30 protein-coding genes and 1 tRNA gene are annotated in these 26,099 nt (G+C 63.3%); 19 read left to right on the forward strand and 12 right to left on the reverse strand.

What is annotated here, in order from left to right:
* The first annotated feature begins 271 nt into the window (after positions 1–271).
* Positions 272–1,846 (forward strand): lysine--tRNA ligase, encoded by a 1,575-nt coding sequence (locus tag NED98_RS12975; RefSeq protein ID WP_265313291.1) that lies wholly within the window; start codon positions 272–274, stop codon positions 1,844–1,846.
* Positions 1,843–3,045, forward strand: a complete 1,203-nt coding sequence (nhaA, locus tag NED98_RS12980) for a Na+/H+ antiporter NhaA (RefSeq protein WP_265271200.1) — start codon at positions 1,843–1,845, stop codon at positions 3,043–3,045. The genes NED98_RS12975 and nhaA overlap by 4 nt, the downstream gene beginning before the upstream one ends.
* Here nhaA and NED98_RS12985 read toward each other — a convergent pair whose 3' ends face one another.
* Together NED98_RS12985 and NED98_RS12990 are read right to left on the reverse strand one after the other, a co-directional pair.
* Positions 3,046–3,720, reverse strand: a complete 675-nt coding sequence (locus NED98_RS12985; protein ID WP_179512906.1) for an RlmE family RNA methyltransferase — start codon at positions 3,718–3,720, stop codon at positions 3,046–3,048. It abuts the gene before it with no gap.
* On the reverse strand, positions 3,717–4,754 hold the full coding sequence (locus tag NED98_RS12990; RefSeq protein WP_265271202.1) for a Ppx/GppA phosphatase family protein: 1,038 nt from the start codon (positions 4,752–4,754) through the stop codon (positions 3,717–3,719). Before NED98_RS12990 ends, NED98_RS12985 begins: the two co-directional genes overlap by 4 nt.
* Positions 4,755–4,900: 146 nt before the next feature.
* On the opposite strand from NED98_RS12990, the gene NED98_RS12995 reads away from it, so the two are divergent.
* The 8 genes from NED98_RS12995 to NED98_RS13030 all read left to right on the forward strand — a co-directional run bounded on the left by NED98_RS12995 (position 4,901) and on the right by NED98_RS13030 (position 9,844).
* Positions 4,901–4,974 (forward strand) — tRNA-Gln (locus NED98_RS12995).
* A 137-nt stretch (positions 4,975–5,111) separates the two neighbouring features.
* Positions 5,112–6,356, forward strand: a complete 1,245-nt coding sequence (locus NED98_RS13000) for a tyrosine-type recombinase/integrase (RefSeq protein WP_265313292.1) — start codon at positions 5,112–5,114, stop codon at positions 6,354–6,356.
* Positions 6,353–7,027, forward strand: coding sequence for a hypothetical protein (locus tag NED98_RS13005; RefSeq protein ID WP_265313293.1), 675 nt, complete (start codon positions 6,353–6,355; stop codon positions 7,025–7,027). The genes NED98_RS13000 and NED98_RS13005 overlap by 4 nt, the downstream gene beginning before the upstream one ends.
* A gap of 124 nt (positions 7,028–7,151) precedes the next feature.
* Positions 7,152–7,313 (forward strand): excisionase family DNA-binding protein, encoded by a 162-nt coding sequence (locus NED98_RS13010; protein WP_265313294.1) that lies wholly within the window; start codon positions 7,152–7,154, stop codon positions 7,311–7,313.
* A gap of 199 nt (positions 7,314–7,512) precedes the next feature.
* Positions 7,513–7,716: a hypothetical protein gene (locus NED98_RS13015; protein WP_179511234.1), complete on the forward strand. Its 204-nt coding sequence runs from the start codon at positions 7,513–7,515 to the stop codon at positions 7,714–7,716.
* Positions 7,706–8,038 carry a hypothetical protein gene (locus tag NED98_RS13020; RefSeq protein ID WP_265313295.1) on the forward strand — a complete coding sequence of 111 codons (333 nt, stop codon included), beginning with the start codon at positions 7,706–7,708 and terminating at the stop codon, positions 8,036–8,038. Before NED98_RS13015 ends, NED98_RS13020 begins: the two co-directional genes overlap by 11 nt.
* On the forward strand, positions 8,035–8,592 hold the full coding sequence (locus tag NED98_RS13025; protein ID WP_265313296.1) for a hypothetical protein: 558 nt from the start codon (positions 8,035–8,037) through the stop codon (positions 8,590–8,592). Before NED98_RS13020 ends, NED98_RS13025 begins: the two co-directional genes overlap by 4 nt.
* Positions 8,582–9,844, forward strand: coding sequence for an AAA family ATPase (locus NED98_RS13030; protein WP_265313297.1), 1,263 nt, complete (start codon positions 8,582–8,584; stop codon positions 9,842–9,844). Before NED98_RS13025 ends, NED98_RS13030 begins: the two co-directional genes overlap by 11 nt.
* Here NED98_RS13030 and NED98_RS23410 read toward each other — a convergent pair.
* A complete protein-coding gene (locus tag NED98_RS23410; RefSeq protein WP_432423324.1) occupies positions 9,841–10,410 on the reverse strand; it encodes a hypothetical protein in 570 nt (189 codons plus the stop codon). The two genes, NED98_RS13030 and NED98_RS23410, sit on opposite strands and share 4 nt — an antisense overlap.
* Positions 10,411–10,471: 61 nt before the next feature.
* On the opposite strand from NED98_RS23410, the gene NED98_RS23415 reads away from it, so the two are divergent.
* Positions 10,472–10,711: an HGGxSTG domain-containing protein gene (locus NED98_RS23415; protein ID WP_432423325.1), complete on the forward strand. Its 240-nt coding sequence runs from the start codon at positions 10,472–10,474 to the stop codon at positions 10,709–10,711.
* 134 nt (positions 10,712–10,845) lie between these two features.
* Here the strand turns inward: NED98_RS23415 and NED98_RS13040 are convergent, their stop codons facing one another.
* Both NED98_RS13040 and NED98_RS13045 read right to left on the reverse strand, forming a co-directional pair.
* Positions 10,846–11,142, reverse strand: a complete 297-nt coding sequence (locus NED98_RS13040) for a hypothetical protein (RefSeq protein ID WP_265313299.1) — start codon at positions 11,140–11,142, stop codon at positions 10,846–10,848.
* 355 nt (positions 11,143–11,497) lie between these two features.
* Positions 11,498–12,334 carry a hypothetical protein gene (locus NED98_RS13045; protein ID WP_265313300.1) on the reverse strand — a complete coding sequence of 279 codons (837 nt, stop codon included), beginning with the start codon at positions 12,332–12,334 and terminating at the stop codon, positions 11,498–11,500.
* A 230-nt stretch (positions 12,335–12,564) separates the two neighbouring features.
* On the opposite strand from NED98_RS13045, the gene NED98_RS23420 reads away from it, so the two are divergent.
* Entirely contained in the window at positions 12,565–12,927 is a 363-nt protein-coding gene (locus NED98_RS23420; protein ID WP_432423328.1) for an energy transducer TonB, read from the forward strand.
* A gap of 67 nt (positions 12,928–12,994) precedes the next feature.
* On the opposite strand, the gene NED98_RS13050 is transcribed toward NED98_RS23420, so the two are convergent.
* The 4 genes from NED98_RS13050 to NED98_RS13065 all read right to left on the reverse strand — a co-directional run bounded on the left by NED98_RS13050 (position 12,995) and on the right by NED98_RS13065 (position 14,922).
* On the reverse strand, positions 12,995–13,651 hold the full coding sequence (locus NED98_RS13050; protein ID WP_265313301.1) for a sigma-70 family RNA polymerase sigma factor: 657 nt from the start codon (positions 13,649–13,651) through the stop codon (positions 12,995–12,997).
* Positions 13,652–13,789: 138 nt separating this feature from the next.
* Positions 13,790–13,996, reverse strand: coding sequence for a hypothetical protein (locus tag NED98_RS13055; protein ID WP_265313302.1), 207 nt, complete (start codon positions 13,994–13,996; stop codon positions 13,790–13,792).
* Entirely contained in the window at positions 13,993–14,283 is a 291-nt protein-coding gene (locus NED98_RS13060; RefSeq protein WP_265313303.1) for a hypothetical protein, read from the reverse strand. Before NED98_RS13060 ends, NED98_RS13055 begins: the two co-directional genes overlap by 4 nt.
* Positions 14,284–14,733: 450 nt before the next feature.
* The gene (locus NED98_RS13065) at positions 14,734–14,922 is read right to left on the reverse strand and encodes a hypothetical protein (RefSeq protein WP_265313304.1); all 189 of its coding nucleotides are present in this window, start codon (positions 14,920–14,922) and stop codon (positions 14,734–14,736) included.
* 454 nt (positions 14,923–15,376) lie between these two features.
* Between NED98_RS13065 and NED98_RS13070 the strand changes: the two genes are divergently transcribed.
* The 7 genes from NED98_RS13070 to NED98_RS13100 all read left to right on the forward strand — a co-directional run bounded on the left by NED98_RS13070 (position 15,377) and on the right by NED98_RS13100 (position 24,434).
* Complete coding sequence (locus NED98_RS13070; protein WP_265313305.1) at positions 15,377–15,832, forward strand: hypothetical protein; 456 nt, start codon at positions 15,377–15,379, stop codon at positions 15,830–15,832.
* 104 nt (positions 15,833–15,936) lie between these two features.
* Positions 15,937–16,359 carry a hypothetical protein gene (locus NED98_RS13075; protein WP_265313306.1) on the forward strand — a complete coding sequence of 141 codons (423 nt, stop codon included), beginning with the start codon at positions 15,937–15,939 and terminating at the stop codon, positions 16,357–16,359.
* Complete coding sequence (locus NED98_RS13080) at positions 16,359–17,063, forward strand: hypothetical protein (protein WP_265313307.1); 705 nt, start codon at positions 16,359–16,361, stop codon at positions 17,061–17,063. The genes NED98_RS13075 and NED98_RS13080 overlap by 1 nt, the downstream gene beginning before the upstream one ends.
* Before the next feature lie 173 nt (positions 17,064–17,236).
* Positions 17,237–19,243, forward strand: a complete 2,007-nt coding sequence (locus NED98_RS13085; protein ID WP_265313308.1) for a hypothetical protein — start codon at positions 17,237–17,239, stop codon at positions 19,241–19,243.
* A complete protein-coding gene (locus NED98_RS13090) occupies positions 19,240–22,395 on the forward strand; it encodes a hypothetical protein (RefSeq protein ID WP_265313309.1) in 3,156 nt (1,051 codons plus the stop codon). Before NED98_RS13085 ends, NED98_RS13090 begins: the two co-directional genes overlap by 4 nt.
* A gap of 13 nt (positions 22,396–22,408) precedes the next feature.
* A complete protein-coding gene (locus NED98_RS13095; RefSeq protein ID WP_265313310.1) occupies positions 22,409–22,783 on the forward strand; it encodes a hypothetical protein in 375 nt (124 codons plus the stop codon).
* A gap of 742 nt (positions 22,784–23,525) precedes the next feature.
* Positions 23,526–24,434 carry an SDH family Clp fold serine proteinase gene (locus NED98_RS13100; protein ID WP_265313311.1) on the forward strand — a complete coding sequence of 303 codons (909 nt, stop codon included), beginning with the start codon at positions 23,526–23,528 and terminating at the stop codon, positions 24,432–24,434.
* Between the two features lie 294 nt (positions 24,435–24,728).
* On the opposite strand, the gene NED98_RS13105 is transcribed toward NED98_RS13100, so the two are convergent.
* The 3 genes from NED98_RS13105 to NED98_RS13115 all read right to left on the reverse strand — a co-directional run bounded on the left by NED98_RS13105 (position 24,729) and on the right by NED98_RS13115 (position 26,093).
* The gene (locus NED98_RS13105) at positions 24,729–24,857 is read right to left on the reverse strand and encodes a hypothetical protein (RefSeq protein WP_265313312.1); all 129 of its coding nucleotides are present in this window, start codon (positions 24,855–24,857) and stop codon (positions 24,729–24,731) included.
* Positions 24,858–24,933: 76 nt separating this feature from the next.
* Positions 24,934–25,428 (reverse strand): methylated-DNA--[protein]-cysteine S-methyltransferase, encoded by a 495-nt coding sequence (locus NED98_RS13110; protein WP_265313313.1) that lies wholly within the window; start codon positions 25,426–25,428, stop codon positions 24,934–24,936.
* 74 nt (positions 25,429–25,502) lie between these two features.
* Complete coding sequence (locus tag NED98_RS13115; protein WP_265313314.1) at positions 25,503–26,093, reverse strand: TlpA family protein disulfide reductase; 591 nt, start codon at positions 26,091–26,093, stop codon at positions 25,503–25,505.
* Positions 26,094–26,099 lie beyond the last annotated feature (6 nt).

The raw sequence follows: 26,099 nt of genomic DNA on the forward strand, positions 1-26,099 counted from the left end.
CCCGGAGAAGCCCGCCGGCAAGGAGCGCAGCGCAGACGCGTAGCAATTGCTACGCGCAAGCAAGCGACGCCGTCCGGCGGGCTTCTCCGGGCGACCCCTTCGGGGCGGGCGGATTTTGGCGCCATGCGGCGTCGCGCGTCGATCACGATGCATGAGCATCGCTCACTCCTTGCTCCTAGCCCGGCGCCAAAATTCGCTCCGTCACGACGCCTTCCTGGTTGGGCTTGGACCCTAGCCATCGCCGCCGCGTCTCGCTACGTCGCACCGCACCATGACTGATGATCTCCGCACCGCAGCCCTAGAGTCCAAGGCCTGGCCGTTCGAGGAAGCGCGCAAGCTTCTCAAGCGCTGGCCCGAGGGCAAACCGGGGGGCGAGGCGATCATCTTCGAAACCGGATACGGCCCGTCGGGGCTGCCGCATATCGGCACGTTCAACGAAGTGCTGCGCACGACGATGGTGCGCAACGCATTCAAGGCTTTGTCCGACCAGCCGACGCGGCTGATCGCCTTTTCCGACGATATGGACGGGCTGCGCAAGGTGCCCGACAATGTCCCCAATCAGGCGATGCTCGCGCAATATCTCGGCAAGCCGCTGACCCAGGTGCCCGATCCGTTCGAGAAGTTCGAAAGCTTCGCGCATCACAACAATGCGATGCTGCGCGCCTTCCTCGATCGCTACGGCTTCGACTACGAATTCGCTTCGTCGACCGAATATTATGCCGCGGGCCGCTTCGACGAGCAGCTCCGCAACGTGCTGCGCAACTATGATGCGATCATGGCGGTGATGCTGCCGACGCTGCGCGGCGAGCGCCAGGCGACCTATTCGCCGGTGCTGCCGGTCAGCCCCAAGTCGGGGGTGGTGCTGCAGGTGCCGGTCGAGGTGGTCGATGCCGAGGCGGGGCTGATCCGCTTCGTCGACGAAGGCGAGACGATCGAGCAGAGCATCCTCGGCGGCAAGGCCAAGCTGCAGTGGAAGCCCGACTGGGGGATGCGCTGGGCGGCGCTGGGGGTCGATTATGAGATGCACGGCAAGGATTTGATCGATTCGGCGGCGCTCGGCGGGCGGATCTGCCAGATTCTCGGCGGGCGGAAGCCCGAGACGCTCGTCTACGAGCTATTCCTCGACGAGAAGGGCGAGAAGATCTCCAAGTCCAAGGGCAACGGGCTCAGCCTCGAACAATGGCTGACCTATGGCCCCGAGGAATCGGTCGCCTTCTACGCCTATCGCGAGCCCAAGAAGGCCAAGCAGCTGTACATGGGGGTGATCCCGCGCGCGGTCGACGACTATTGGCAGTTCCGCGGCAATTATGCCGGGCAGGCGATCAAGGAGCGGCTCGGCAACCCGGTCCACCACATCCACGACGGGCGATTGCCCGAGGGCAATCTGCCGGTGACCTTCGGGCTGTTGCTCAACCTCGTCGGGGTGATGGGCGAGGCGTCGCCCGAGCAGGTATGGGGCTATCTCGGCAATTATGTCGCCGATGCCTCGCCGGCGCGCTATCCCGAGCTCGATCGGCTGATCGGCTATGCGCTGGCCTATCACCGCGATTTCGTCGCGCCGACGCTCAAGCGCCGCGCGCCCGAGGGGGTCGAGGTGGCGGCGCTCGAACGGCTCGACGCGGCGCTCGCCGCGCTGCCCGCGGACGCCTCTGCGGAGGATATCCAGAACGAAGTCTATGAGATCGGCAAGACCGGCGGGTTCGCCGAATTGCGCGACTGGTTCCGCGCGCTCTACGAAACCCTGCTCGGATCGAGCCAGGGGCCGCGGATGGGGAGCTTCATCAAGCTCTACGGCATCGCCAACAGCCGCAAGCTGATCGCGGAGGCCCTGGGGCGGGCGGCATGACGGCGGCGCGGCGCGGCCCGACTTCCGCCCTGCGCGATTTCCTGCGCGGCGAGGCGGCGGGCGGCTTCGTGCTGGTCGCCGCGGCGGCGCTGGCGCTGATCGTCGCCAACCTGCCGGCGACGGCGGCGCTTTACGCGCATATCCTCCACGCCGAAACCGGCCCGGTGCTGGCGCCCGCGCTCGGGCCGATGACGGTCCATCTGTGGATCAACGACGGGCTGATGGCACTGTTCTTTCTGTTCGTCGGGCTGGAGATCAAGCGCGAGCTGACCGATGGCGGGCTGGCGCGGGCGGACCAGCGGCAATTGCCGTTCATCGCCGCGGTGGCGGGGATGGCGGTGCCGGCGCTCACCTATCTGCTGGTGGTCGGCGACAGCCCCGGGCTGCAACGCGGCTGGGCGATCCCGGCGGCGACCGATATCGCCTTTGCGATCGGGGTGATGGCGATGCTGGGGAAGCGCGTGCCCTCGTCGCTCAAGCTGCTGCTCACCACCGTCGCGATCGTCGACGATATGGGCGCGGTGGCGATCATCGCGCTTGCCTATACCGAGGAGATACGCGCGGTTGCGCTGGTCGGCGCCGGGGTGGCGCTGGCGGTGCTGTATGTGATGAACCGGCGGGGCGTCCACGCGCTGTGGCCGTATCTCGCGGTCGGTGCGATATTGTGGCTGCTCGTGCTGCAATCGGGGGTCCATGCGACGATCGCCGGGGTGGCGACCGCCGCCTTCGTGCCGCTGGTGCGGACCCCCGGCGCGCCCGATGCGCCGCATTCGCCGCTCCACCGGCTCGAACATGCGCTCCACCCCTGGGTGGCCTATGCGATCGTCCCGCTGTTCGCCTTCGCCAATGCCGGGGTCGCGCTGGGCGGCGTCGGCTGGAGCGCGCTCGCGGCGCCGGTGGTGATCGGGGTGGCGCTGGGGCTGTTCCTCGGCAAGCAGATCGGGATTTTCGGCGCGATCTGGGGCGCGGCGCGGCTGGGGATCGCGCGGCGCCCGCACGGGGTAAGCTGGGCGCAGATCCACGGCATGGCGCTGCTCGCCGGGATCGGCTTCACGATGAGCCTGTTCATCGGCGGGCTCGCCTTCCCCGGCGACGCGCGGCTGATCGCCGAGGTCAAGGTTGGGGTGCTTGCCGGTTCGCTGCTGTCGGCGGCGGCGGGGGCGGTGGTGCTGGCGCTCAGCGGGCGATCGCGCGGCTGATCAGTCGCCCGCCGCGCGGCCCTTGAACCCCTGCGCGACGACGAACCATTCGACGCTGCCCTTGCGGCTCGCCGGGGGCTTGGCGTGCTTCACGGTGGTGAAATGGCGTTTCATCTCCGCCACCAGCGACGAATCGGCGCCGCCCGCGAAGACCTTGGCGACGAACGTCCCGCCCGGTGCGAGCACCTCGATCGCAAAGGCGAAGGCGGTCTCGACCAGCGCCATCGTGCGCAACGCATCGGTCTGCGGATGCCCGACGGTGTTCGCCGCCATATCCGACAGCACCAGATCGGGCGCGCCGCCCAGCGCGTCGATCAGCATCCCCGGCGCGGCATCGTCCATGAAATCGTGCTGGAAGATCGTCACCCCGTCGATCGGATCGACCGGCAGCAGGTCGATCCCCACCACCGCCGCCTTGGGCAGGCGGCGGCGCACCACCTGGCTCCACCCGCCGGGCGCGATGCCGAGATCGACCACCCGCTTGGCGCCCTTGAGCAGCCCGAAACGCTCGTCGAGTTCGGTCAGCTTATAGGCCGCGCGGCTGCGATATCCCTCGGCCTTGGCGCGGCGGACATAGGGGTCGTTGAGCTGGCGCTCGAGCCAGCGGGTCGATTGCGCGCTGCGGTTGCGCGCGGTGCGCACGCGCTGGTGCCCGCCCGATCCGCCGCGGCTCATCGTGCGGTCGCCATCAGCCGGCGCAGGATGCCCTCGCGGATTCCGCGATCGGCCACCCCGAGCCGCTCGACCGGCCACAGATCGAGGATCGTCTCGAGGATCGCACACCCCGCCACCACCAGATCGGCGCGCTCGCGCCCGATACACGGCAAGGCGGCGCGCTCGGCCGGGGACATATGCGCGAGGCTGTTCGATACCATACGCATCGCCGCCGCCGGCGCGATCAGCCCGTCGACCGCGGCGCGATCATAGCGATCGAGCCCGAGATGGACCGAGGCGAGCGTCGTCACCGTGCCCGAGGTGCCGAGCAAGCGCCGCTGCCGGTCGCCTGCCGGCAGCCGCGCAGCGAACGGCGCGAAGCTTTCGCGCACCAGCGACCGCATCCGCTCATAGGTTGCCGCACGCCCGGCGGAGCCGTCGGCCGCGGGAACGCTTTCGGTGAGCGAGACGACGCCCCACGGCGCCGAATGCCAGTCGAGCACCGAGGGGACGGTGGTGGCGGTGTCGATCAGCACCAATTCGGTCGATCCGCCGCCGATGTCGAACACCAGCGCCGGCCCTTCGCCCGGCTCGAGCAGCACATGGCAGCCGAGCACCGCGAGCCGCGCTTCTTCCTCGGCGGAGATGATATGCAGGTGGATCCCGGTCTCGGCGTGGACACGCGCGATGAATTCGGCGCCGTTCGACGCGCGGCGGCACGCCTCGGTCGCGACCGATCGCGCGAGCGCGACGTTGCGGCGCTTCAGCTTGTCGGCGCAGACGCGCAGCGCGGCCAGGGTGCGCTCGATCGCCGCATCGGACAGCCGCCCGCTGCTCGCCAGCCCCTCGCCGAGCCGGACGATGCGCGAGAAGGCGTCGACCACCGCGAAACCGTCGCCCTGCGGGCGGGCGATGAGCAGCCGGCAATTGTTGGTGCCGAGATCGAGTGCGGCATAATGGCGCGCGAATCCGGTGCGCGGGCGCGCCGAGGCTAGGGCCGAACGGGCAGGGTCTGAGCCCTGCCGGTACGGCAAACTGGCGGAGCTGTCGCCCATTGCCGTCGGGTCACTTTCTATTCTGTTCTGCCGTCGCGGACCCTATCGTCCGCCCGGTGCTTGGACGCGAGGCTACAGTTTCGTGACCCGACGAGCAAGCCGGCCTTGACCAGCCCGTATGTTCCAGCTTAGAGGCGCCCGCCTGTTGCCCCGTCGTCTAACGGCAAGACTACGGACTCTGACTCCGTCAATCGTGGTTCGAATCCACGCGGGGCATCCAATCCTTCTTCCGCCGACATTCGCCACCGTTCAATTTCCTCTCGGGAAACGGAACGGATCGGATACGCATGTTCCGCTTATGTCCGTTGACGTTCGCGGCCAGCCATGAAAAGATGTGGGAACCAATGAGGGTTCCGCATGGGAAGGCTGACAGTCAACAGCGTTAAGGCCAAGCGCGCAGCCGGTCGTTACGGCGACGGCGATGGCCTCTATCTGCTTGTGAAGCCTTCGGGCACCCGATCATGGGTGCTGCGCGTGCAGGACGGCGGCCGTCGTCGCGACATCGGCTTGGGCGCGGTTCAGTGTGATTCGCTGATCGATAATCACGGGCTAAGTGATGTCTCGGTGCTGCACCGAAAAATTCTCACACTCGCTGAAGCGCGCGAGAAGGCGACCATTCTCCGGCAATATGCAAAGGCCGGACGTGACCCGATCCTAGAGCGCGACAAGGAACGGCGATCCGCACCGACCTTCAAGGAGGCGGCAACAACCTGCCACGAGGCTTTGAGCAAGGGATGGGCGCCGAAGCACGCGGCTGCGTTTCTCGCCTCGCTAGAAGAACACGCTTTCCCCGTCATCGGTTTGTATCGCGTGGATCAAATCGACGCAGGGCGTGTAATCGAGGCGCTGTCGCCGATCTGGACCGACAAGCCGGTCATGGCTCGCAAGGTGCGCCAGCGCATCGGAACGGTATTGGCGTTCGCGAAATCCAAAGGATGGCGGAAGGACAGCGCGCCTGATCCTCAGGAATTGCGGCGGGGCCTCGCTAAACAACCAAAGCGCGGCAACTTCGCCGCCATGCCATATGCCGATGTTCCAAGCTTTTACGCCGCAGTGAGCGCGAAGTCCGAGACAACGGGGCGTAGCGCGCTCCTGTTCCTCATTCTGACGGGCGCGCGGTCCGGTGAGGTGCGACATGCCCGCTGGTCGCATATCGATTTCGACGCCAAGCTGTGGCGTCGACCGGCGTCGCTGATGAAGACGGGCGAGGGGCATGACGTCACCTTGAACGGCGCCGCGCTCGCACTCTTGAGGCGTCTGTACGAAGACAGGCAACTGAAGGTTGACGGGCTGATCTTCGCGGGGCGGCGCGGAAAGCCGCTGTCAGACATGACCCTGGCGAAAGTGCTGCGCGATGCAAAGCTACCATACGTCCCGCACGGCTTCCGATCGAGCTTCCGCGATTGGGCGGCGGAGAAGATGCACCGCATTCCCGATCCGGTGGCGGAGGCTGCGCTGGCGCATAAAGTGCCTGATGACGTCATTGCCGCGTACAAGCGGACGAAATTCCTCGCCCTACGGCGTGAGCTGCTGGAGGCATGGGGGACGTTCGTTGTTTCATATCCAAGCCAGCCCGCTGACCATTTGGGACAGCCGGCATGAATGATGGTGACTGGACCGATGACCTGCGTCGGTTCCTTGTACTCCGCGAAGGCTGGGAGGACATTCAGCACCCGGTTCTGCGGGCGCGCAAGGCCTATATGCTTTTCAAGGCGGCCATTCGCATTGCCCGCGGATTGTGCGGAGAAGCGATGCTGCGTGAGGTTTACGGTCCGTCTGACGATGTGGACGGCAGGGACCGGCTGCTATTGATCGCGCGTCGACTGGAGGCCGCCGCGTGGATTTTTCTGCCATTCCACGGTCAGCCAGTGAGCTTATCCGCCGTTGCAGATGAAGCGGTTGCGGTTGCGAACGGCGACGATCCGCTAATCTTTGCTCGCCTCGGAAAGCTCAGCAAGGTGCGCCTGCTTGGGGAGAAACTCGAAGCGCTCAAATGGGAAGCGTGGTTGAGCGGCTTAGGCGTAAGCGCCGCCGACCGGCAGCATGCGATTACAACCGCCTATCTCGGCAATGGGGTGTGGGACAGCATTCGGCGCCGATGGGGTGAGGACGTCAATAAACACTTCGGCGAAAATCGTGTCGCGGACGTACTGAAGCGGGAACGCCGCGATGGTTCGCGCTCGCTTCGTCGCTGGGTAATGCGGCCGGACGAGCACTGGGAAGCGGCGCTAGCTCGAAGCGGCAATCGTTATCGAAGGGCGCGCGGCACCTAGAAGCGGACAGAATCTCTCGATTTTGTCCGGACGCACGCTCGCTTTTATGTCCTTGGACCGTCCGCCGTTTTCCGCATTATTTCGCTGTCGCCCGCTGGAACCCCAGCGCAATCGGAGGCGACAGATGAAAATCACGGGTACGGTTCAAGAAGCTGAATTGGCTTCCGGCCTTGGTAAGACGACCATCTACCAAAAGATTGCCGAAGGAAAATTGAGGACGGTGACGGTTGGCCGGCGACGGCTGATCGTCTGGGACAGCCTGCGCGCTATGCTGGAAGCGGCGTGACGCACCGTGTTCGCAGCAGCAAGGGCGAGCGGCCCTAAAACGCGAAAGGCCGGGACCGCCACAGTCCCGACCCCCGCAATTTTGTTCAACAACAGCACGATCGAAGATAGCCGTGGGGCCGACGCAGCGCAATGCTTTGCGCTCGTCCCGCGGATCATTGCACTCCACTGGCTGCGATCGGATTCGGGGGAGGGTGGCTATGTCTGAGCCCTTCGCCACCGTCCCCGACGCCGCGCGCGCTTTGTTGGCCGTTGAAACGCTGACCGAGCGGGAAGGCCAGTTTTGCGGCGGCCTCGCATTTCGCGCGGCGCCGATAACCGATCGGCAAGCCCACTGGCTTCGGATCCTGCTTGAGCGCCACGGTCTGCCCCAGTTGATCAAGGGAGGCTCCGATGTCCATTGATCGCTATCCTGATATTGCCGGGCATCGCGGCGTTGATACGTCGATCGCGGCCGCGGAGGACGTCGCTCCAGCGGCGGGCCCCCTTCAACGAATTGTCCTCGCCGCCATCGCCGCGGCCGGTCCACTCGGCCGATCGACGAACGAAATCGCCGATCAGCTCGAATTGGACCGTGGCTCGATACAGCCGCGCACTTCCGAACTCAGGTTGAAGCGCCTGATTGCGGATAGCGGCCTTCGTCGCCGTAACGCGAACGGCAAGCGCGCCATCGTATGGGTGCTGCCGCAACACGCGCCGTCTTCTGCTTCGGTAGATCCAGCATGATCGGCCGCGATCTGGAACGGGAGTTCGACGCCGCGGTCACGAACGTCCTGTCGGTTCACCTTGAGCGCCTTCGCGCGCTTGGGGTAGCCCCGGCCACAATCGCGCGGATCAACCTCGCATATCCGGCGCTCGGCATCGCGTCGGGGGCGATTGATCGGCATGGGGTTTTCGTTCCCGGCGACGGCGGCGCGCATGTCGTGCAGCCGCTCGTCGAGAATGGTGGCCTCGTCGATCTGATAGCCTGGCGCCCGGCCGCGCCCACCCGCTGGGGTCTGCGCACCGGCCTCGGTTGGCTGCTCAACGCCGATACCGCCTTTTCGACGCGCTGGGATGGTGAGGTGCTGGATCTCTACGCCACACCGCTCGATTGGCTGCGCACCGATGCTCGCGGTGCCGTGGTTGTCGATTGGGATGCGCCGGACCTCGATAGCCTTCGATCGTTCGAACGCATCCGCTGCGGCAACGACATGCTGGGGCGTACTCTTCGTCGCGCGCTGGACCGGCCGCGTCGGCTTCCCCGCATCGAAACGATGGAGGCGCGTCGTGCCGCGTGATCTGAACAGCGTTGCCTCTGAGCCCGTTCCGCATCCGGCAATCGACCGGGCGATTCGCGCGACACCATATCGGTGGCGAGACCCGGCCTCCATTCCGGAGCGTCGGTGGATTTATGGTCACCAGTTGCTGCGAGGCGCGGTGACGGTGGTGGTCGCGCCGGGGGCGACCGGTAAGACCGCGCTGATGATCGGAACGGCGCTCGCGCTCGTCTCGGGGCGCCCGCTGCTCGGGAAGACGGTATGGGGTGGTCCCAAGACGGTCTGGCTCTGGAACCTCGAAGACAGCGGAGAGGAACTGGCGCGTGGCCTCCAGGCCGCCGCATTGCATTGGGACATTGGCCCCGATGCTCTGGACCGCGACGGCAATTCGCGCCTGTTCGTCGATAGTGGCCTCGATGGTGCCGAATTGAAGGTCGCCCATGAGATGCCCGGCGGCGCGCGGATCAACGGCCCGGTCGTGTCGGCGCTGGTCGAGCAGCTTAAAACCAACGCGATTGACGTGCTCATCGTGGACCCATTCGTTTCGTCCCACGCGGTCAGCGAGAACGACAACAACGCGATCGACATGGTGGCGAAGCAATGGGCTCGGGTGGCGACGCAAACGGGCTGCGCGATCGTCCTCGTCCACCACGCCCGGAAACTCGGCGGGGAGCAAGTCAGCGCGGAGACTGCACGCGGCGCCAGCTCATTGATCGCGGCGGCCCGCTCGGTCCTGACGCTCAACCGCATGTCAGATGAGGAAGCGCCGCGGTTCGGTGTCGAAGGCGAGGATCGCCGCCGCTATTTCCGGGTGTACGATGACAAGAACAATCGTGCCCCGCCGGCCGATCGGTCAGACTGGTATCGACTGCACAGCGTCTCGCTGGGCAATGGCACCGACGGTGGTGACAGCCTGCCCGTGGTCGTGCCGTGGTCCCCGCCCGATGCCTTCGAAGGGGTGAGTGTCAGCCATCTGCGCGCGGTGCAGGAGCGATTGGCCTCGGGCGAGTACCGCAAGAACGTTCAGGCCAAGCCGTGGGCTGGCGAGGCGGTCGCGGAGGTGCTCGGCCTCGATCTGAGCCGGAAGGCGGATAAGGCCCGTGCCGCCGAGTTGCTGCGGACCTGGGAGGTCAATGGCGCGATCGTGACCGAGATGAAACAGGACGGCCGTCGCGAGCAGCGTCCGTTCCTCGTGGTCGGGCAATGGGCGGATGATGAGGCTGCCGCACCTGTAACAAGTGCGGCGCGGCAAGGTGCGGCAGTGGGGCGCTAAATCTGCCGCACCACCACCCCCTTATATAGGGGGTGGGGTGGTGCGGCACGGCAGCAGGTGAACGGTGAGGTGCGGCAAAGATGACGACGACGATGACCCCGCCGACGGATGGCGAGCCCGAAATGAATGATGAAAAGAAGCCGTCGTTGCAGATCGAAATGAAGCTCCCTGATGGTAGCTCCGTTTCGCAGGCGATGGCCGTCCTTCAGATCGAGCCGAATATGCGGAACGCTCACCTGACGAGCCTCGCCGCCTCTGGCGTCCTGTCCGCATCGAGCGATCGCGCCGATTTCGGCGACACGTTCGCGAAATTGAACGCTACGGTGGATGCGGCCAAGGGCGGCGACATAGAGCATGTATCGGCAGCGCTCGCGGCTCAGGTGATTAGCCTTGATGCGATCTACACGGATCTGGCGCAGCGCGCCGTCGTAAACATCGGTCCGCACTTTGATGCGTCGATGAAGCTCATGGGCATGGCGCTCAAGGCGCAGTCGAACGCGCGCGCCACCGCCGAAGCGCTGGCGCGAATCCACCAGCCGCGCGAGCAGACCGTCCATCACCGCCATTACCATATCGGTCCCGACGGAAAGGCGGTCTTCGTCGAGAATATGAACGGGGGTCTCGGAAATGCAGGAATCGCCTATCAAGCCTATACACAAGGCGCACCAGTCGCCCCGCTGCCTGGCGCGAACCAGATCGGGGAGCCCGTGCCAAGCGCCGGCTGTCAGGGGCAAGAAGCGATGCCGAATGCACGGCGGAGCAAAGGGAAGCGGCGCGCCCAAGGGCAATCGGAATGCGCTGAAACATGGGGCGCGAAGCCGTGAGATGATCGAGCTGGCTAAGCTGCTGAGGGGGATGCGGGGCTAGGCGGCCGGCCTGGGAAAAGGGGGGAATCTTTTTGATCCCCCCTCTGTTATAACAACCTCATGAGAGGTCATTATTCAGACTGCGCGATCTATAACGAGCCCGCGATGCCGCAGGGCGCCTGCGATTGCGGCGGCCTAGAGTTGAGCGAAGATTTCGATCATTCCGCGGTCGTTCTTCGCATATCCTTGCCGGGGAGCCTGGGAGACTTCCTCCGTCATATGCATGGTGAAGGCCTTGTCCAGCACCATCATTTTCCAACCGACCGGCTCCCCGCTGACGCTGCCGCCGGCAGTTTGGAACACGCGCATACAGTGATTTCCCGCCGTCGAGATGCCAACGGCATGGACTTCCACGATGCGGTGGAAGCCATTGTACTGGAGGCGGAGCCGAACGCCGCTCTGAAGCGCGGCAACAGGTAAATTATGTAACATGGTTACTTGTTCCCTTCATCGGGAGAAGCAACCGCCTTGACCTATTGCCCTGAAACCGCCACGAAGCCGGTGCATTTAAAGCATCTGTCCGCAGCGGTTGCAGCCATTGCGGATTGAACCGGGCCGGGGGGTGCAACCCTCGGCCCAATTCATGTCGACCTCATCGATACAAATTAACCATTGGCACTGTCTACGTGCGAGTGCCACGGGGTCGCGATTTTCGGCTCCCGTGTGGCAAGAAATCATCGCCGAGCTTTTGAGATATAAGAATATCTTTATATACTCGCGCGCCATCGCAGCAGAGCGGCCCCGCTGCTTGAGCGAGGCGATTTTGAATATCGGCGGGTCAGATTCCTCAGCTCTTATCCACGCCGAAGTCAAAAATCCGGGCTGTCATTGCTCCGGCGCCCGCGCCACCGGTCAACGAATAGATGAAACCATATTCGCCCGGTGCGAGTGCGGCTTTGGTCGAAACCTTGAAAACCCCCGGGCGGACCATCTGATAGTCGAACGAAAGCCGATCGCTATCCATCACGCCGGTCTTGGCTCCCCCAATGTTTACGCTTCCCACGCGCGCTTCGCGGCGCCCCTTCTTTTCCATCAGCTTGATAAGCGTAAACTCGCTCGGCGCCGTGACGGTCGCTGCGGTTCCGGCCTGCCATGCGCTAGACTGCGCGACCGTACCCGGGTTGGACTCGTCAAAGAAGAAATAGAAGGTCGGGCTCGCATTCTCCGTTCGCACGCGTGCAGCCGGATTCTGGATCGACGCCTTCACGCTCATCGAGGCGAGACCGCCGGTAAGCGCATATCCGAGAATCCCGCCGGTTTTAGCCTGGTTGGAGGCCGTCGCGTCGATCCGGGCCATCTTCTGGCCTGAGACGAGATACACGCCCGATGGATGCGGGACCATCGGGTCCGGCGAATCCAGCGACATAGCCGGCGCCGGCCCCGACGCCTTGCCGCTCAGCATCGCGGCGATCACCGGCCCTGAGACACCATTATTCTTGAGGGCGATAATATCGTTGGTGTCGAGATTGTACTGCCCGTCGCTGCTTCGAATCTTCGCGACAATCGCTTCGTCGCCGAGCTTCGCCTGGGTCATCAGCACGATCGACTGATTGGTGAGCGTCTCCGCCGCAGCCGGAGTAGCGACAGCCAACGCCGCCGCCGCGACGTGGAAATACGTTTTCATTTGAACCCCCGTTCGCGCGCCGATCATGTCGGCTTCATTATTGTTGCGGCTTAGCAACGAGTCGCACAAGCGGATTTCGTGGCGGAACCGCCTGCGACATGATCCGATATGGGGCGAAAATATGCTGGTCGCGCTGACCCTTGCTGAGATCAAGCCGGTGGGGCGCGTTGCGTTCCCCGCAAGGAAGAAGATAAAGTGAGAGGACTCTTTCGAGGGACGCGGCAAATATGATGCAGGAGGTGCCGATCCTGTCTTTAGGGCTGGCTCTCGCCATTCAGGCGGTGGGACCGCCGACGCTTCTACCCCCACCAACTACGCCACCGCCACCACCGCCATCGCCGCCGTCACCTAGGTCGCCCGCCGCAACGCCACTCGGCATCGGGCCGTCGCGTGCGGTCGTACACCTAACGATCGGCGAGGACGGCCGCGTAACGAACTGCGACATAAAGGAAAGCACCGGGAATGCGGCTGTCGATACGGCAACCTGCCGAATTGCCTTCCAGCGAGTGAAATACTCCGCGCGAATCGATGCTTCACCCGGAGCACCCCTGCGCACCGTCGATTTGCCCGTTAGGTGGCAGATCAATCAGTAGCGGGTGGTATGGCTTGGCGCGATGAACGGCAAGGCTGCCCCAGCCTCTCGACCGGGGCGCCAGCGTTTCACCAGACCGTCGCGCCCATTTCCTCTAGCCATGAGCTGGATCGCTCGTCCGGGATCATATCCATCATAGTAAAGCCGTCGCCATCGTCGCCGAGCTCTTCGTTTAGCGAGCGCGGGCCGTATCGGTTGGCGAATTGCTCGAGTGCCTTGTTGCCGTAGCGTCGAGCGGCCTTCTCAATTTCGGCCACCGGAATGGTCCCATCGAGTATATCGACGATCATGGCCTGGGTGGCTTCTTCCGCTATATCCCGCGGTAGGCCGCGCCCAATCGCCTTCTTTACCCGATCGAGGATCCCGGCGAGCGTGGGGCGCGGGTTGTGCAGCTCGTTCACGCCGAGGGAAAAATTCGCGGCGAGCCCGAGATCGCGACGCCAGCCGCGGATGCTTGTCTTATGCACTCCCTGCTCGCGGGCGATATGACGATCGCTCCAGCCAAGTTGATACATGAGCATTCGCGCTGCTCGCTGCGTTGGCGTCAGGCGATAGGAGGTGCGAGAGCCACGATTTACCGGTAGGTCCCGCGCCCTGCGCCAAACGACGATCGTGTTTTTCTTCGCCCCGGTTCGTGACGCTATTTCACCATCGGTGAGCCCCTGCTCGTAGAGGGAAAGGCGAGTAGCAAGCGCCGCTGCCGACGCGGCCCGATCGATTTTCATGTTGCTTCTCCTGAGGCCAGCCGAATTTGACTGGCGGCAGGAGGTTTCACCGCTCGGCCGATGAGGTCGCAGCTTTCGCGACATGCGGTGGCAAAATTTAAGCGGGCGCCCCAAAACAGTTCGAAGCGCCCGCCTTCATTATGCGATCAGGCAGCGCTCCCGCACCAGCGTTTTGATCGCCGCGACGCGATCGGCGTGGCCGGAGATCTGGGCGATGAGCAGCCACTGGTCGGCGCCCTTGTCGAGGCCACCGAACCACAGTCGCCCGTCACCGGTCAGGGCGTAGCCGCCCCCAGCCTCGGTGAATGCGGCGAGCCACACCGCTGGATTAAACGGGGCGCTCATGACGGCTTCCTCGCTGCACCGAGTTCATCGGCCAGATGGGCTCGCTCCGCCTCAAGGTAATTAATCGGCCCGAGCGACTGATCGAGGCCGTATTTCGGGAGTGTGGTCAGGATACCTCGCGAGCTGGCCGCCTCTCCACGCTCGTCCAACTCGTCCCCGGCGGGGTCATCATCCTCCCGGTCTGAATCTCCGTCGACCAGATCAAGCAGTCCGATCAGCCGCTCTATTTCGTCCTCGATCGCTTGGCGGTTCGCCAGCGCAAACGTCGGATGGAGGTAAACGCTCATGTCAGCAGCCCCCCGCCGTTTGCATGAAGTGGTGCACCCGTTGCACCGTCCTCGGCTGAATTCTGCGGCCCCAGCGTAGGCTTTCGACAAAATTCGAATCATCCATCGCCATCGATCCGAAGGCGCTCGCACTCATCCCCGAGGCCAATAGGAAGCGGGCAATGTCCGCCAGGATCGGATGCGGATCTCGGACCCAATGCTGGCGCCGGGCGCGATCTACGCCCTCTCGTCGCGCCTCGGCCGCCTCTCCGCTCTTGGGATTAGCGCTCGGTAGCACCTTACCGTCACGGATAAGACTGACGATCCGATCCACTGTTTCCCGCCGGGGCCGGCGTCCCGACCGGAGATCCCCAACGAGGCGAGGATCATTTACGGCTGCGCGACCGAACATCGACGGCGCTACGCCGCGGTCGGCACAATATCGCTCGATAGAGCGCAGAAGCTGCGTGGTCATGCCGGCACCTCGCTAGCGAGGCCAAATTCGAGGTTGTGAGTTTCGAGGAGTTTGGTCCAAGCGCGGTCGTAGGCGTCTTTGGCGGCGAGATATTCAACGACGGCGGGCGGCAGATTGCGCGCGTCCGCAGCGCTTTCGGCAGGTGCGCGCAACCGCGCGCCCGTGGTAGGGGCGTTCGTAGCCATGTTCGATCTCCTTGTGATCGAGTTGTGGTCAGACCGGGCGGGAGGGGCCTAAACCTCCCTCCCGGTCGCTTTTCCTGCTCAAAGCAGTGATATAAAAACTATCGTTTTGGCGCATTGCGTCAACAGAAAAATGATATTATTCATATCGAATGGATTTGACGCCCTCCTTGTGCAGAGCGGCCCGTGGCCTGATTGGCTGGACGGCTGACGACCTTGCGGTCGCGGCAAAAATTGGCGTTGCTACCGTCCGCCGGTTTGAGCTCGGGGAGCCAGTTAAGGCGGTGACGCTTCTGGCATTGATGGCTGCTTTTGAGGGCGCCGGCATTGAATTCATCCCGGCCGGTGCGTTGATCCGCACCGGAGCCGGCCCGGGAGGGGCGGGCGTACGTTTGCGCTAGCAACGGCGATTGGGATATGCCTGACCGCCGATTAGGCCCGCATAGGGGGAGCGGTCTTGGCGGAAAATAACGGACAGGGCTGCCTGGGTTGCCTTGGAGTCATCGTGCTCTGCATTGCCGCGTACGCGATGTTTCATGTCGGCGGCGACAAGAGCGAAGCCCAACAAGCCGCCATCGAAGGGGACGCCAAGCCGGGCGTGACGCAGCCGGCCGTTGCGGCGGTCAGCTTGGGCCGTGAATTTGATGAAGACGCCGCCCGCGATGCTGCCCACGACGACCTTTCCGGGCAGAGCTACGAGAGTGAGCAGGGTTCGTCCCAGTGCACCGACGATTGTAGCGGCCACGAGGCCGGCTGGTCTTACGCGCGCGACAATGGCGATGAAGATTGCGATTCTGGCGCATCAGATTCCTTCAGGGAAGGGTGTTCGGCATATCGCGAAGCGGTCGAGCAACGCATCGAGAATGCGCGGGAGGCCTATAACAAGGGCGATGCTGCGTTCGTGAAGGACTGACGCCGAAACGCCCGTGAAACGTCGATTAGCGGATCGTCCGCAGTTATAAGACCGCATCGGCCGACCATGCCCTGCGCCGGGGGCTCCCTGTTCCACGGGAACATATGGTCGGCATCGAACAGAACCCCGAGATCATCAACCGGATCGCCAACAGCGAGGGCGTGAAGGAATTCCTGCGGCCCGACGGCGAGCCGATGGACTTCACGCCCATCACTGAGGTCCCGATCACGCAAACCGGGGTGGTGGCGTTGTCGAACGGCAACGATGCGGTGGGGCTCTTCGAAATCACCTGTGAGGGAATCTGGCAGGGGCACATTGCCTTTGCGCGGACGTGTCGCGGCAAGCGCGCGATCGAGACCGGGCGCGAAATGCTCGATTGGATGTTCGAGCACAGCGCTGAGGTGATCTGGGGCGCGGTGCCTCGCTGGAACAAGCCCACAATCTGGTTTGCGCGCGCGATCGGCATGCGTCCGACCGGCAATGGCGACCAGGATACCGAAATCCTCGAAATCAAAAGGGTGCATTAATGGCGTCAGCGGCAATTTCCGCGGCAGGGTCGATCCTCGGCGGACTGACAGGCGGCAAGGGAGCGGCGAAGGCTGCTAAGATCCAGGCCGATGCATTCAGGCAGGGCCTCGCGCAGCAGCAAGCGCAGTGGAACCAGACGCAAACGAATTTGCGGCCATTCCTTGGGTTGGGGACAAGCGCGGTCAACCCGCTGGGAAACCTCGTCGGGGTCAACGGGAACGACGCGCAGCAGGCAGCGATCACTCAGTTGCAGAATGGGCCACTGTTCTCGTCGCTTGTGCGGAACGGGGAAAACTCAATCCTCGCGAACGCTGCAGCGACTGGAGGGCTGCGTGGGGGCAATATTCAAAACGGCCTCGCCAACTTCCGCTCGGACACACTCGCCAATGTGATCCAGCAGCAGCTCGGCAATCTCGGCGGCCTGGTGAATACGGGCGTCGGTGCTGCGAACAGCCTCGGCGGTTTCGGACAGGCGAATGCCGACGCGTCTTCGAAGCTGCTCGGCCAGTTAGGGAATGCGAACGCGGTTGCGGCAGCAGCGCCTTATGCCGCGTTCGGTAGCGCGCTGGGACAAGTCGATTTCAACAAAGTCTTATCCGGTCTTGGGAGTGGAAATGGCGGCATAACCTTCCAAAACGCGAGCGATATGTCCAACAACGCGCTGAACGCGGTTGATGCACGGCGCCTTGGTCTTCCGTGGTGATCCTGAAATTTGGGAATCCCATTGCGGATGATCCGCTATTGGTCTAGTGTAAATCTATCGGCTGATCGAGTCCTGCGCCGGGGACATTGCACTCGTGGAGAGTTGCTTCGATCATGCCGTCATCTCAATTTAGGCAAGGTGATCGCGGCCTCTCCCAGCTAGGGAGACGCTGAATGGCTACCGACCAGCTTGTCGACCAGATGATAACGAATCTGGTCAACATGCCGAAGAACATCTCCGACTCTCTTGCGCAGGGTCAGCAACGTGCGCTCGATCAACAGGATGCGACGCTGCGGGTACAGCAGCTTCAGCGCCAAGCTGATCGCGACGCACAGTACGACATCGATGCCGATGCCTATTTGCAAAACCAAACTCCGCAGCAACTCGCGACATTGGTGACGAAATATCCCGATAAATATCAGGCGCTCAAGCAGGGCTACGAGGTGATGGACGAGCCTCGGCAACAGGGCCTGAAGGTGCAGTTCGGAAGCCTCTACAATGCCGCGGACAACGGGCGCCCTGATCTGCTCGCAAATCAGATTGACGATCTGATCACCGCCGAGAAGAAAGCGGGGATCGATACGACGGACGCGCAGGCGATGTCTGCCCGCCTTCGGTCGAATGATCCTGACACCGTGAAGGCCGCGACCGCCAACCTTCGGAATTTTGCCGCAGTCCACCTATCGGCGCTCGACAGCAAGTTCGCGCAAAGCCTCGGTATCAACCAAGGCGGCGACGGCCATTTTAAATCTTCGCCGTTGGGAATTTTTGACGATCGCACTGGCTCATTGAAGCACGCGATCAGCGAAAAGCTGCAAATTCGAACTGTTCGAAACGCGGACGGCACGACTTCAGTTGTTGGGGTCGGTGGCGATGGGGAGCCCGTGGTCATCGGCTCGGAGTCTGACGATTTGCCACCGGGCGCGTCATCTCCTCCTGGCGCTGGGGGTAGCCAGCCGCTCAGTATCCGCCTGAATAATCCAGGTGCCATCCGGTACAATCCGAGTAACCAGTGGGTCGGGCAGGTCGGTCAGCAGAATGGTTTCGTCCAGTTCGACACGCCCGAAAACGGCCAGCGCGCGCATAGGAGGCTGATCGCCAACCAGATCCGAGCGGGATACGATACTCCGCTCACCTGGGCGCAGCATTACGCGCCCGCCAGTGACGGGAACGATCCCCAAGCCTATGCGCAGACAATCGCGAAGGGGTTGGGGATCGGCGTCAACGACAAAATGCCGATCGACGCGGTGCCGCGTATCGCAGCCTTGTCGGCGAAGGTTGAGGCTGGCGGTTCACCAGCGAATTCGGGGTCTGGCGCACCATCTCAATCCTCGGGCGCGCCAACGGCCCTCGTTGGCGTAGCAGGCACGAAGCCGCAGCCGGCCGTCAGGGTGCTCTATACCTCGGCGCCGAAGCAGGCTGCGTTGGACGCGAGCACCATCGACTTCTACGCGCAGAAGGTCGCGGCGGGCGGCGACATGCCTCAACTCGGGATGGGGAAAGACGCGGCCACGTTGCGTCAGGCGATTTTGCAGCGTGCGGCCCAGATCCAACTGGGAAGGGGCATGAGTGGCGGGGACAGCAATCTGCTGCACGCCGACACCAAGAGCGCGGGAATGGCGCTGACCGCGCTGCAGAAAACCCGAAATAGCCTCGATCCCTTTATCAAGACATTCGATGGCGCTGCGGACCAGGTGCGCAAGCTGGCCCCGCAAGGGGTTGGGGGCAGCATTCCCGTCTTCAATCGCTGGATACAGGCAGGGCGACAGGCCGTCACGGGGGACCCCGCGGTCTCCAAGTTCAACGTGGCGATCAATGCGGTCGCCAACGAGAATGCCAAGATCATGTCTGGCGCGTCCGGTGGCGCTGTTACCTCGGACTCGGCGCGTCACGAGGCAATGTCGCTGATCAATAACGCAATGACGCTGGATCAGCTGAACTCGGTGCTCGACCAGATGCACACCGACTCCCAGCTCCGCATTCGGTCCTTGGACGATCGGGCGACGACGTTGCGCGGGATCATCTCCGGCAATTCGGCGGCCGGTCCAGCGCCAAACTCATCGCCTGGGCGTCAAACGGTGCCAGCGAAGGCCGCCCCCGCCATCGGAGCCGTCGTCCGTGGCTACAAATTCAGGGGCGGTAACCCTGCCGATCGCAATAGCTGGGTGAAGGTGCAATGACTGATCAGCGTGGCCCTTGGGAAGACTATGGCTCTCCGGCAGCGGTTGCGATCCAGGCGCGGCCCGAGCCGATGCCTGTACCAAATCCCGTCGAACTGGCGCCCCATGGCGCGCCGCCGCCCGCAGAGGATGGCCCTTGGGCGGATTACTCGCCGGGCGCCGCTCCAACCCCGCGGAACCTGCCGATCGCTCCGACCGCGCATAATGAGCGCATTGGCGGCTTCGCGGATCAACTGCCTCCCCAGCCGGCACATCGTATGTCGGAAAAGGATGAAGCCACGTACTCGAACATGCTCAAGACGGCGGATGCTGCGACGTTGAAGCGTTTCCTCTGGGAGCACGGTAACTTTCAGCAGCCTGGGCTCGATGAGTATGTGGCTGCCCGGGACAAAGCCCGCGCGAAAGGCGCCCCCGTCAGCTACGACGTCACCTATGCGCTTCCGAAGGTCAGCAATGCTGATGGCGCAACTGGCGCTGCCACTCGTGGCGTTGGCCGCGGTGCGACGGCAAACTTTCTCGATGAAGCCGGCGCGTTGGTCGACGCGGTGGGTGGAACCGATGGGCGTCCGAACATCTGGAATAGCGATCAGAGCTTCGGCGACCTGTATGACCGGAACCTCGATTATAATCGCGCGGTTCTTGGCGCCGACGACAGGGATCATCCCTATGCGTCGCTGGCTGGGGAAGTGGCGGGTAGCCTTGTCCTTCCTGGCGCGATTGAAAAAGCCGGCGTCACGGCCTCGCTTAACGAGGTCCGATTGGCAGCTCGCAATGCTGCACTCATGGAGGGATATTCCGGCGAGGAAGCGGCCCGGATTGGCGCGCGTGCCGTTGCGCGGCGCCTCGCCACCGAGGGAGCGATTTACGGCGGCGCTTATGGCGCGGGCTCCGCTGATGGTGGCCCAGGATCGCGCATTGTAGGGGCAGGGACCGGGGCTATAGCTGGTGCGGCGCTCCCGGTTGCCGGGCGCGTCTTGTCGCCGATCACGGCGCCGATCCGCAATTCGATCGCGAGCGCGGCGGATGCGGTTTACAATGGTGGTCGCCGGCTCATTTCCCCGTTCACGCGTGAGGGTGCGCAGGACACCGCCGCCGAAATCCTGCGCAATTCCGCGACCCGTCCCACGAGCGATATTGTTGCCGACATTGCCAATGCGGCTCCTCCGGTTGCGGGCGTGCGGCCGACGCTGGCAGAGGTTGCGGGAGATCCGGGGTTGGCCGGCCTTCAGCGCGGGCATGCCAATACCGATTTGAATACCGCTGCTGCGATCGGCGAGCGCAATGCGGCGAATGCCCTGGCGAGAACCCGAGCCACGTCGGAGGCGTTGGGCGATGGCTCGCCGCAAGCGATCCAGGACTATGCCGCTGGGCGCATGGCTTCTGCTGAGCAGGCAACCGTTGATCAACGGGCGGCTCGACAGGCGGCCATCGACACCCGGCTGGCCGGCGAGCGTCAATTGGCGGATCAGGGGCATAGTGACGCGGTTGCTGCCGTATCGCAGGCGATCGACCGACTCGGGCCTACCGCCGATCGGGAAGCAACCGGTGCTGCCGCACGGGAAGCGTTCGACACGGCATACGATGCGGCAAAGGCACGGACGCGCGAAGCTTACGCAGATGCGGCCCTCAACAACCCGCGCCCGATTAAAATCCCGCCGAGCGTGTTTCAGAAGCTGCGGCTGGCTGCCGACGATTTCTATGGCGACGGTGGCGGAGAAATGCCGGCGCGCCTCCAATCGATCCTCAATGATATGGCGGATGAACACGCCACGACCCGCACCCTCACGAATATCGATCGCCGGCTCGCAGATTTCGCGGGCGAGGCGAGGATGCAGGGACGCCGATCGGAAGCAGCATTTGCCGAACGGGTGCGCGCGGATCTCGGCAATTTTGTCCAGAATGCTGCGCCGCCCGAGTATCGTGCCGCGATCGCCAATGCCAAGGCAGTGCGAGCGGAGCAGGGGCGCTTGTTCGAGGGCGGGGATGCCGCGGCGACCTTTGCCCGCGACCGCTACGGCAATCCCGCCATCGGCAACACAACCGTGCCGACGCGCCTTGTTCGTCCAGGGGCTGCCGGAGGCGATACGGCCGAGGAATTGATCCGCGCGATCGGCCCAGAAAATGCGGAAAATATCGTCCGCGAGGAAATTCGCAGGGTCGCTGAGGAGAGGGGTGTCCAGACCGGGGCACAGGCTCGCGCCTTGGCAAACCGCTTCGGCGAGGCCGCGAATCGCTTCCCGGCAGTGCGAGACGATCTCCGCAACCTGCAGGCGCGAGCCGCCGAACTCGATGCCGCACGCGGCGTCCAGCACGACGCCATTTCCATGAAGGCAACCGTGGAGGAACTTGCATCGGCGAGCGAGATGTCAGCCTTGCACAAACAGCTTGTCGCTTCACCGTTGGCGAAGGTGGCGGACACCACGGTCGATCCAAGCAGCTTCGTGAAGGGGTTGATGCAGCGATCGGATGACGGACGTCAGCTTCGTCAACTGGCGGCAATGCTGAGGACGAAGCCCGAGGCGATGGCGGGACTGCGCCGAGTGATCGGCGATTACATAATCGATGCCGGCGCCGGACCGAACTTCACCGCGGCCGGTGACCGCATTCCGGCGATCAACAAAACCCGCGCCGCGATCGATACCGTTCTCAAGCGCGCGGCGCCGGCTCTGACCCGTGAGCAGGCCATCGTCTTGAAGGTCGTCCGACGGGAATTGGAGCAGGCCAATTTTGCCGCGACCGCCTCCAAGCCGAGCGGATCGGAAACGCAGCTCAACAAGACATTCGTTGATCTGATGCGGCATGCCCCGGCGGTGGTGGGCAAGAAGGCGAAGCTTCTGATTGCTCACGTCCTCGGTGCCCTTGGCAACGGCCAGGAAGTCAAAAGCCTGATCACCGAAGCCGTCCTGAATCCTGATTTTGCGGCAACGCTGCTGAAGCGCCCCACTGAGCGTCATTGGTCTCAGATCAGGGAGGGGCTCATCGGTCGAAAAGCGGTGATGGGCGGCGCGATCGTGGGTCAGGCGATCGGCGATCACTATGGCTTGCGAGATTTGCTTCTCACTGCGGTTCGCCGCGCTGCGTCGGGTATTCAGCCGGCACCTCAAGGCGATGGTCGCTCGCTGCACTCCGACCCAATTGCGGTCGCACGATAAAGGAGGATGACCCATGCGCTCTGAACAAGAATTGGCGGCCATATTCGTTTCGCTTTCGACGGCCATGACCATCGCGGTTTCAGCCGCCACGCCAGAGCCGGCGCCCGATCAGCGCTCGACGCTCTATATGCCGCCTGTGTGGCGGCGCGCCTTCAATCTCAACCAGCGCGACCGGTTGGGTAAGTTCAACGAATTGGTGCGGGCGCTTGCCACCGCCGCGCGCACCCCTGAGTGGATGGCGCGTATGGCGTTGGACGTCGTCTACATCCCGGGCCGCGAGGCCGATCTTGATGACGTGAATAACGATGCGCCAGCCCTCGAAATGGCGCTCATGGCGATGGGACTGAATCCCAACCATGTGGCGTGGGCTTCGTCGACACCGAACTAGGGCGAGAGCGGTGGGGGTGCTGGTTTGGTTGCCTTGCGTGGCCGCTCCCATACCTTCAGTCCGCCTTGTTGCTTGTGAGCTGCCCGGCGATAATCCGCCGAGCGGTAATGCGGAGTAACGTCGTATGAATCCACCCGATTGGCCGCGCGCGATGAAGCGCGCAACAGCGGCCCGATACTGCGACCTCGCCCCCGCCAAATTCATAGCTGAGGTCACGGCCGGCCGTTTGCCGCTCCCCGTGGAATTAGGGGGAGAGGATCATTGGGACCGCAACGCGCTTGATGACAGCCTTGGGCGGCTGTTCGGTAGCGCGGTGCCGGACTGGGAAAGGGAGCAGCCGGGTCTTCGCGGCTAGGTGAATCAGCCTTCGAATTCATCGGTAGCGTCATCGCAGGAGTGCGCTGATGCAAGCGATCGTGGAGGCGATGTTCGTAAGCTAGGCCGCGACTCGCGGGAGCCAGCGTCTGACCTTCAGATTCGGGCTCCCTTGACAAGGGGAGCGTTTTTCGATTCTTTTAACGAAAATTTGAACTGTTGCGGCGACAGAAACGTTGATAGGGGGCCGCCGCGCAAGGAGGAGTTGACATGTCTGTAGCGGAGGAATTCGCTCGCCTTATGGCTGGCGTCAACGTCCAGACTCTGCCCGCGCCCTCGTTCCCGGCAGTGGCCGGTACCAGCGTTGTTCCCACTCGCACTGTTTACAGCGTCGGTGAAGCTATCGAATACCGGGAGCGGTCTAAGCATGCCAAATTGGGGGCAGGTACTTTCTGAGATTCGAAGTGAAGACGCTACACTCAGAAACAATTCGATTAGCCCGGTTGACGTAGTTCGGCGACGCTATCTCAAGCAGCTTCACGATCTCACCGGTCGCAATGTCATTGCATATTACTCAGGCTGGCTGTCGAATCCGACAGCTTTCGGCATTGATGTAAATGACGAGGACAAAGCGGCATTCATGATGGCCATACATGGCTTGGATAAGGCTAAAGGGCTCGACCTTATTTTGCACACCCCGGGCGGTGGGATTGCGGCGGCGGAATCCCTTGTAGATTACCTGCGCCGGGTTTTTGGGGGTAATATCCGGGCGGTGGTGCCTCATCTGGCGATGTCTGCCGGAACGATGATTGCTTGTGCTTGTAAGTCTATTTTAATGGGAAAGCAGTCCAACCTTGGACCGATAGATCCGCAATTAGGGGGATTGCCCGCCGCCGCGGTAAAAAAGGAAATTGAGCGCGCGCTTGATGAGGTCAGGCAAGACCCTCACAGAATGCAATTCTGGCAGTACGTTCTTTCAAAATACCAGCCGACATTTGTAAGTCAGTGTGAGCAAGCCGTGGATTTGGCTGCCAAGTTTGTTAAACGTCGCTTGCTTGATAATATGCTTTTGGGCGTGGAAAATGCAGATATGAAAGCTGATTCTATCGTTCAAGGCTTATCAGACGTAGATATTAATAAATCACATGCGCGTCATATTCATATAGATGACTGCGAAGCATTGGGCTTGAAGATTGAGCGCCTTGAGGATAATCAGCCCCTTCAGGAAGCGGTCCTTACGGTCCATCACTGTTATATGCACAGCCTCAGCGTAACGAGTGCCGCAAAGATCGTAGAAAACCACGATGGCGCCGCTTTTATTAAGGCTCCAGCCTAAGCCGGTAGACCGTTCGTCACTTGCCTTTTGTCGTGCGGGGACTTGGCGCATGGAGCGACAACCATCGTGGGCGCCTCTGATTCTCGTCCTCCGCCCATCGGCGTTGTAGCCATGTGCGAGTCCTCCGCGGAGGTCGCAGATTTGACCCAAAGGAGGGTTCAAATGTGGGAACAACGCCGATCCGTTCCAAAGATTATGACTTAATATCAATTAGATATGACAAAATATCTGGAAGCACGCGGGGCATCCAGCATTCTTCGAGGATCGGTGATTTCCGCCTTGTCGGACGGCACATCAGCGCCGCCGTCGCCGGCCCCAGACGCGTTCGTGTTCGCGGCGATAATGGCGGAAGGCGCGCCAGACGATCCATCCCACGCTCACCACCAGCAGCGCCAACAACGCGTAACCAATTTCGACACGCACCATCCCGCCCCTTAGTGTCGCACGCGATCACTCCCGATGCTGCAACGCGCGATGAGGCGGATGGCTCCCGCCGAATTCAGCCCGCATCCCCCCGCTCCAGCGCCAGCAACATCTCCTTCGCCGCCAGCCCGCCGGCGAAGCCGGTGAGCGCGCCGTTGCTGCCGATCACGCGGTGGCATGGGGCGATGATCGAGATCGGGTTGCGGCCGTTCGCCGCGCCCACCGCGCGCGCCGCATTGGGGCGATCGAGCTCGCGCGCGATCCGGCCGTAGCTCGACGTTTCGCCGAACGGGATGCGCAGCAACGCCGCCCAGACGGCGCGCTGGAAGGCGGTGCCGCGAAAGGCGAGCGGCACGTCGAACGCGCGGCGCTTCCCCGCGAAATATTCGTCGAGCTGGCGCGCGGTTTCGCACAGCACCGGATGATCGGGCGCATCGGCCAGCGCGGGCAGCGGGACGCGCGCCGGATCGTCGCCCTCCCACAGGATCGCGACGAGCGCGTCCCCTTCGGCGACCAGGGTGAGCTCGCCGACCGGCGAGGCGATGATCTTTGACGGCAGAGGTTGGGACATGACGATCTCCTTCGCCGGCAGCGATCGCATCGATCGCCCGCGCGCGCATCCCGCGGTTTGCGGTCAATGACGGGTCAGAACGCCTCGTCGATCAGCTTGCGCGCGGCGGCGCTGGTCCAGTCCATCTCGCCGGAGGTGCGCCATATTTCATGCCCCTTGGCGTCGAACAGTATCGTCGTCGGCAGGTTGACGCGATAGCCGAGGCTCAGCCCCATTTCGGGATCGGTATAGGGCTTCAGCCGCGTCAGATGCCGCGCGGCGACGAACGGGGCGACCTTGGCCGGCTCCATATCCTGGCTCACCGCGAGCATTGTCACTCGATCGCCTAACTGCCCGCCCAGCGTATCGAGCGTCGGCAGTTCCTTGACGCACGGCGCGCACCATGTCGCCCACAGGTTGAGCAGCACCGGCTTGCCACGGAAATCGGCGAGCCGCACGCGCTTGCCTTCGGGCGAGATGAAGACGCTGTCGACCGCTGCCATGCCGCGCTGGTGGCGATCGACCGCATTGTGCGCGCCATGCTTCTTGGATGCCGGCTGCACTTCGTCGGGCGACGTATCATTATGCGCCGCAGTCGCTTGCCCGTCGCCGGGCCTTTGCCTATCGCAGCCGGCGGCGGCCAATGCCAGCCCGAGGAGAAAGACGATCGCCGAACGCGAAGCCATGAGCGG

Origin of the sequence: Sphingomonas lycopersici (genome assembly GCF_026130605.1) — a bacterium.
In the GTDB taxonomy this organism is placed as follows: domain Bacteria; phylum Pseudomonadota; class Alphaproteobacteria; order Sphingomonadales; family Sphingomonadaceae; genus Sphingomonas; species Sphingomonas lycopersici.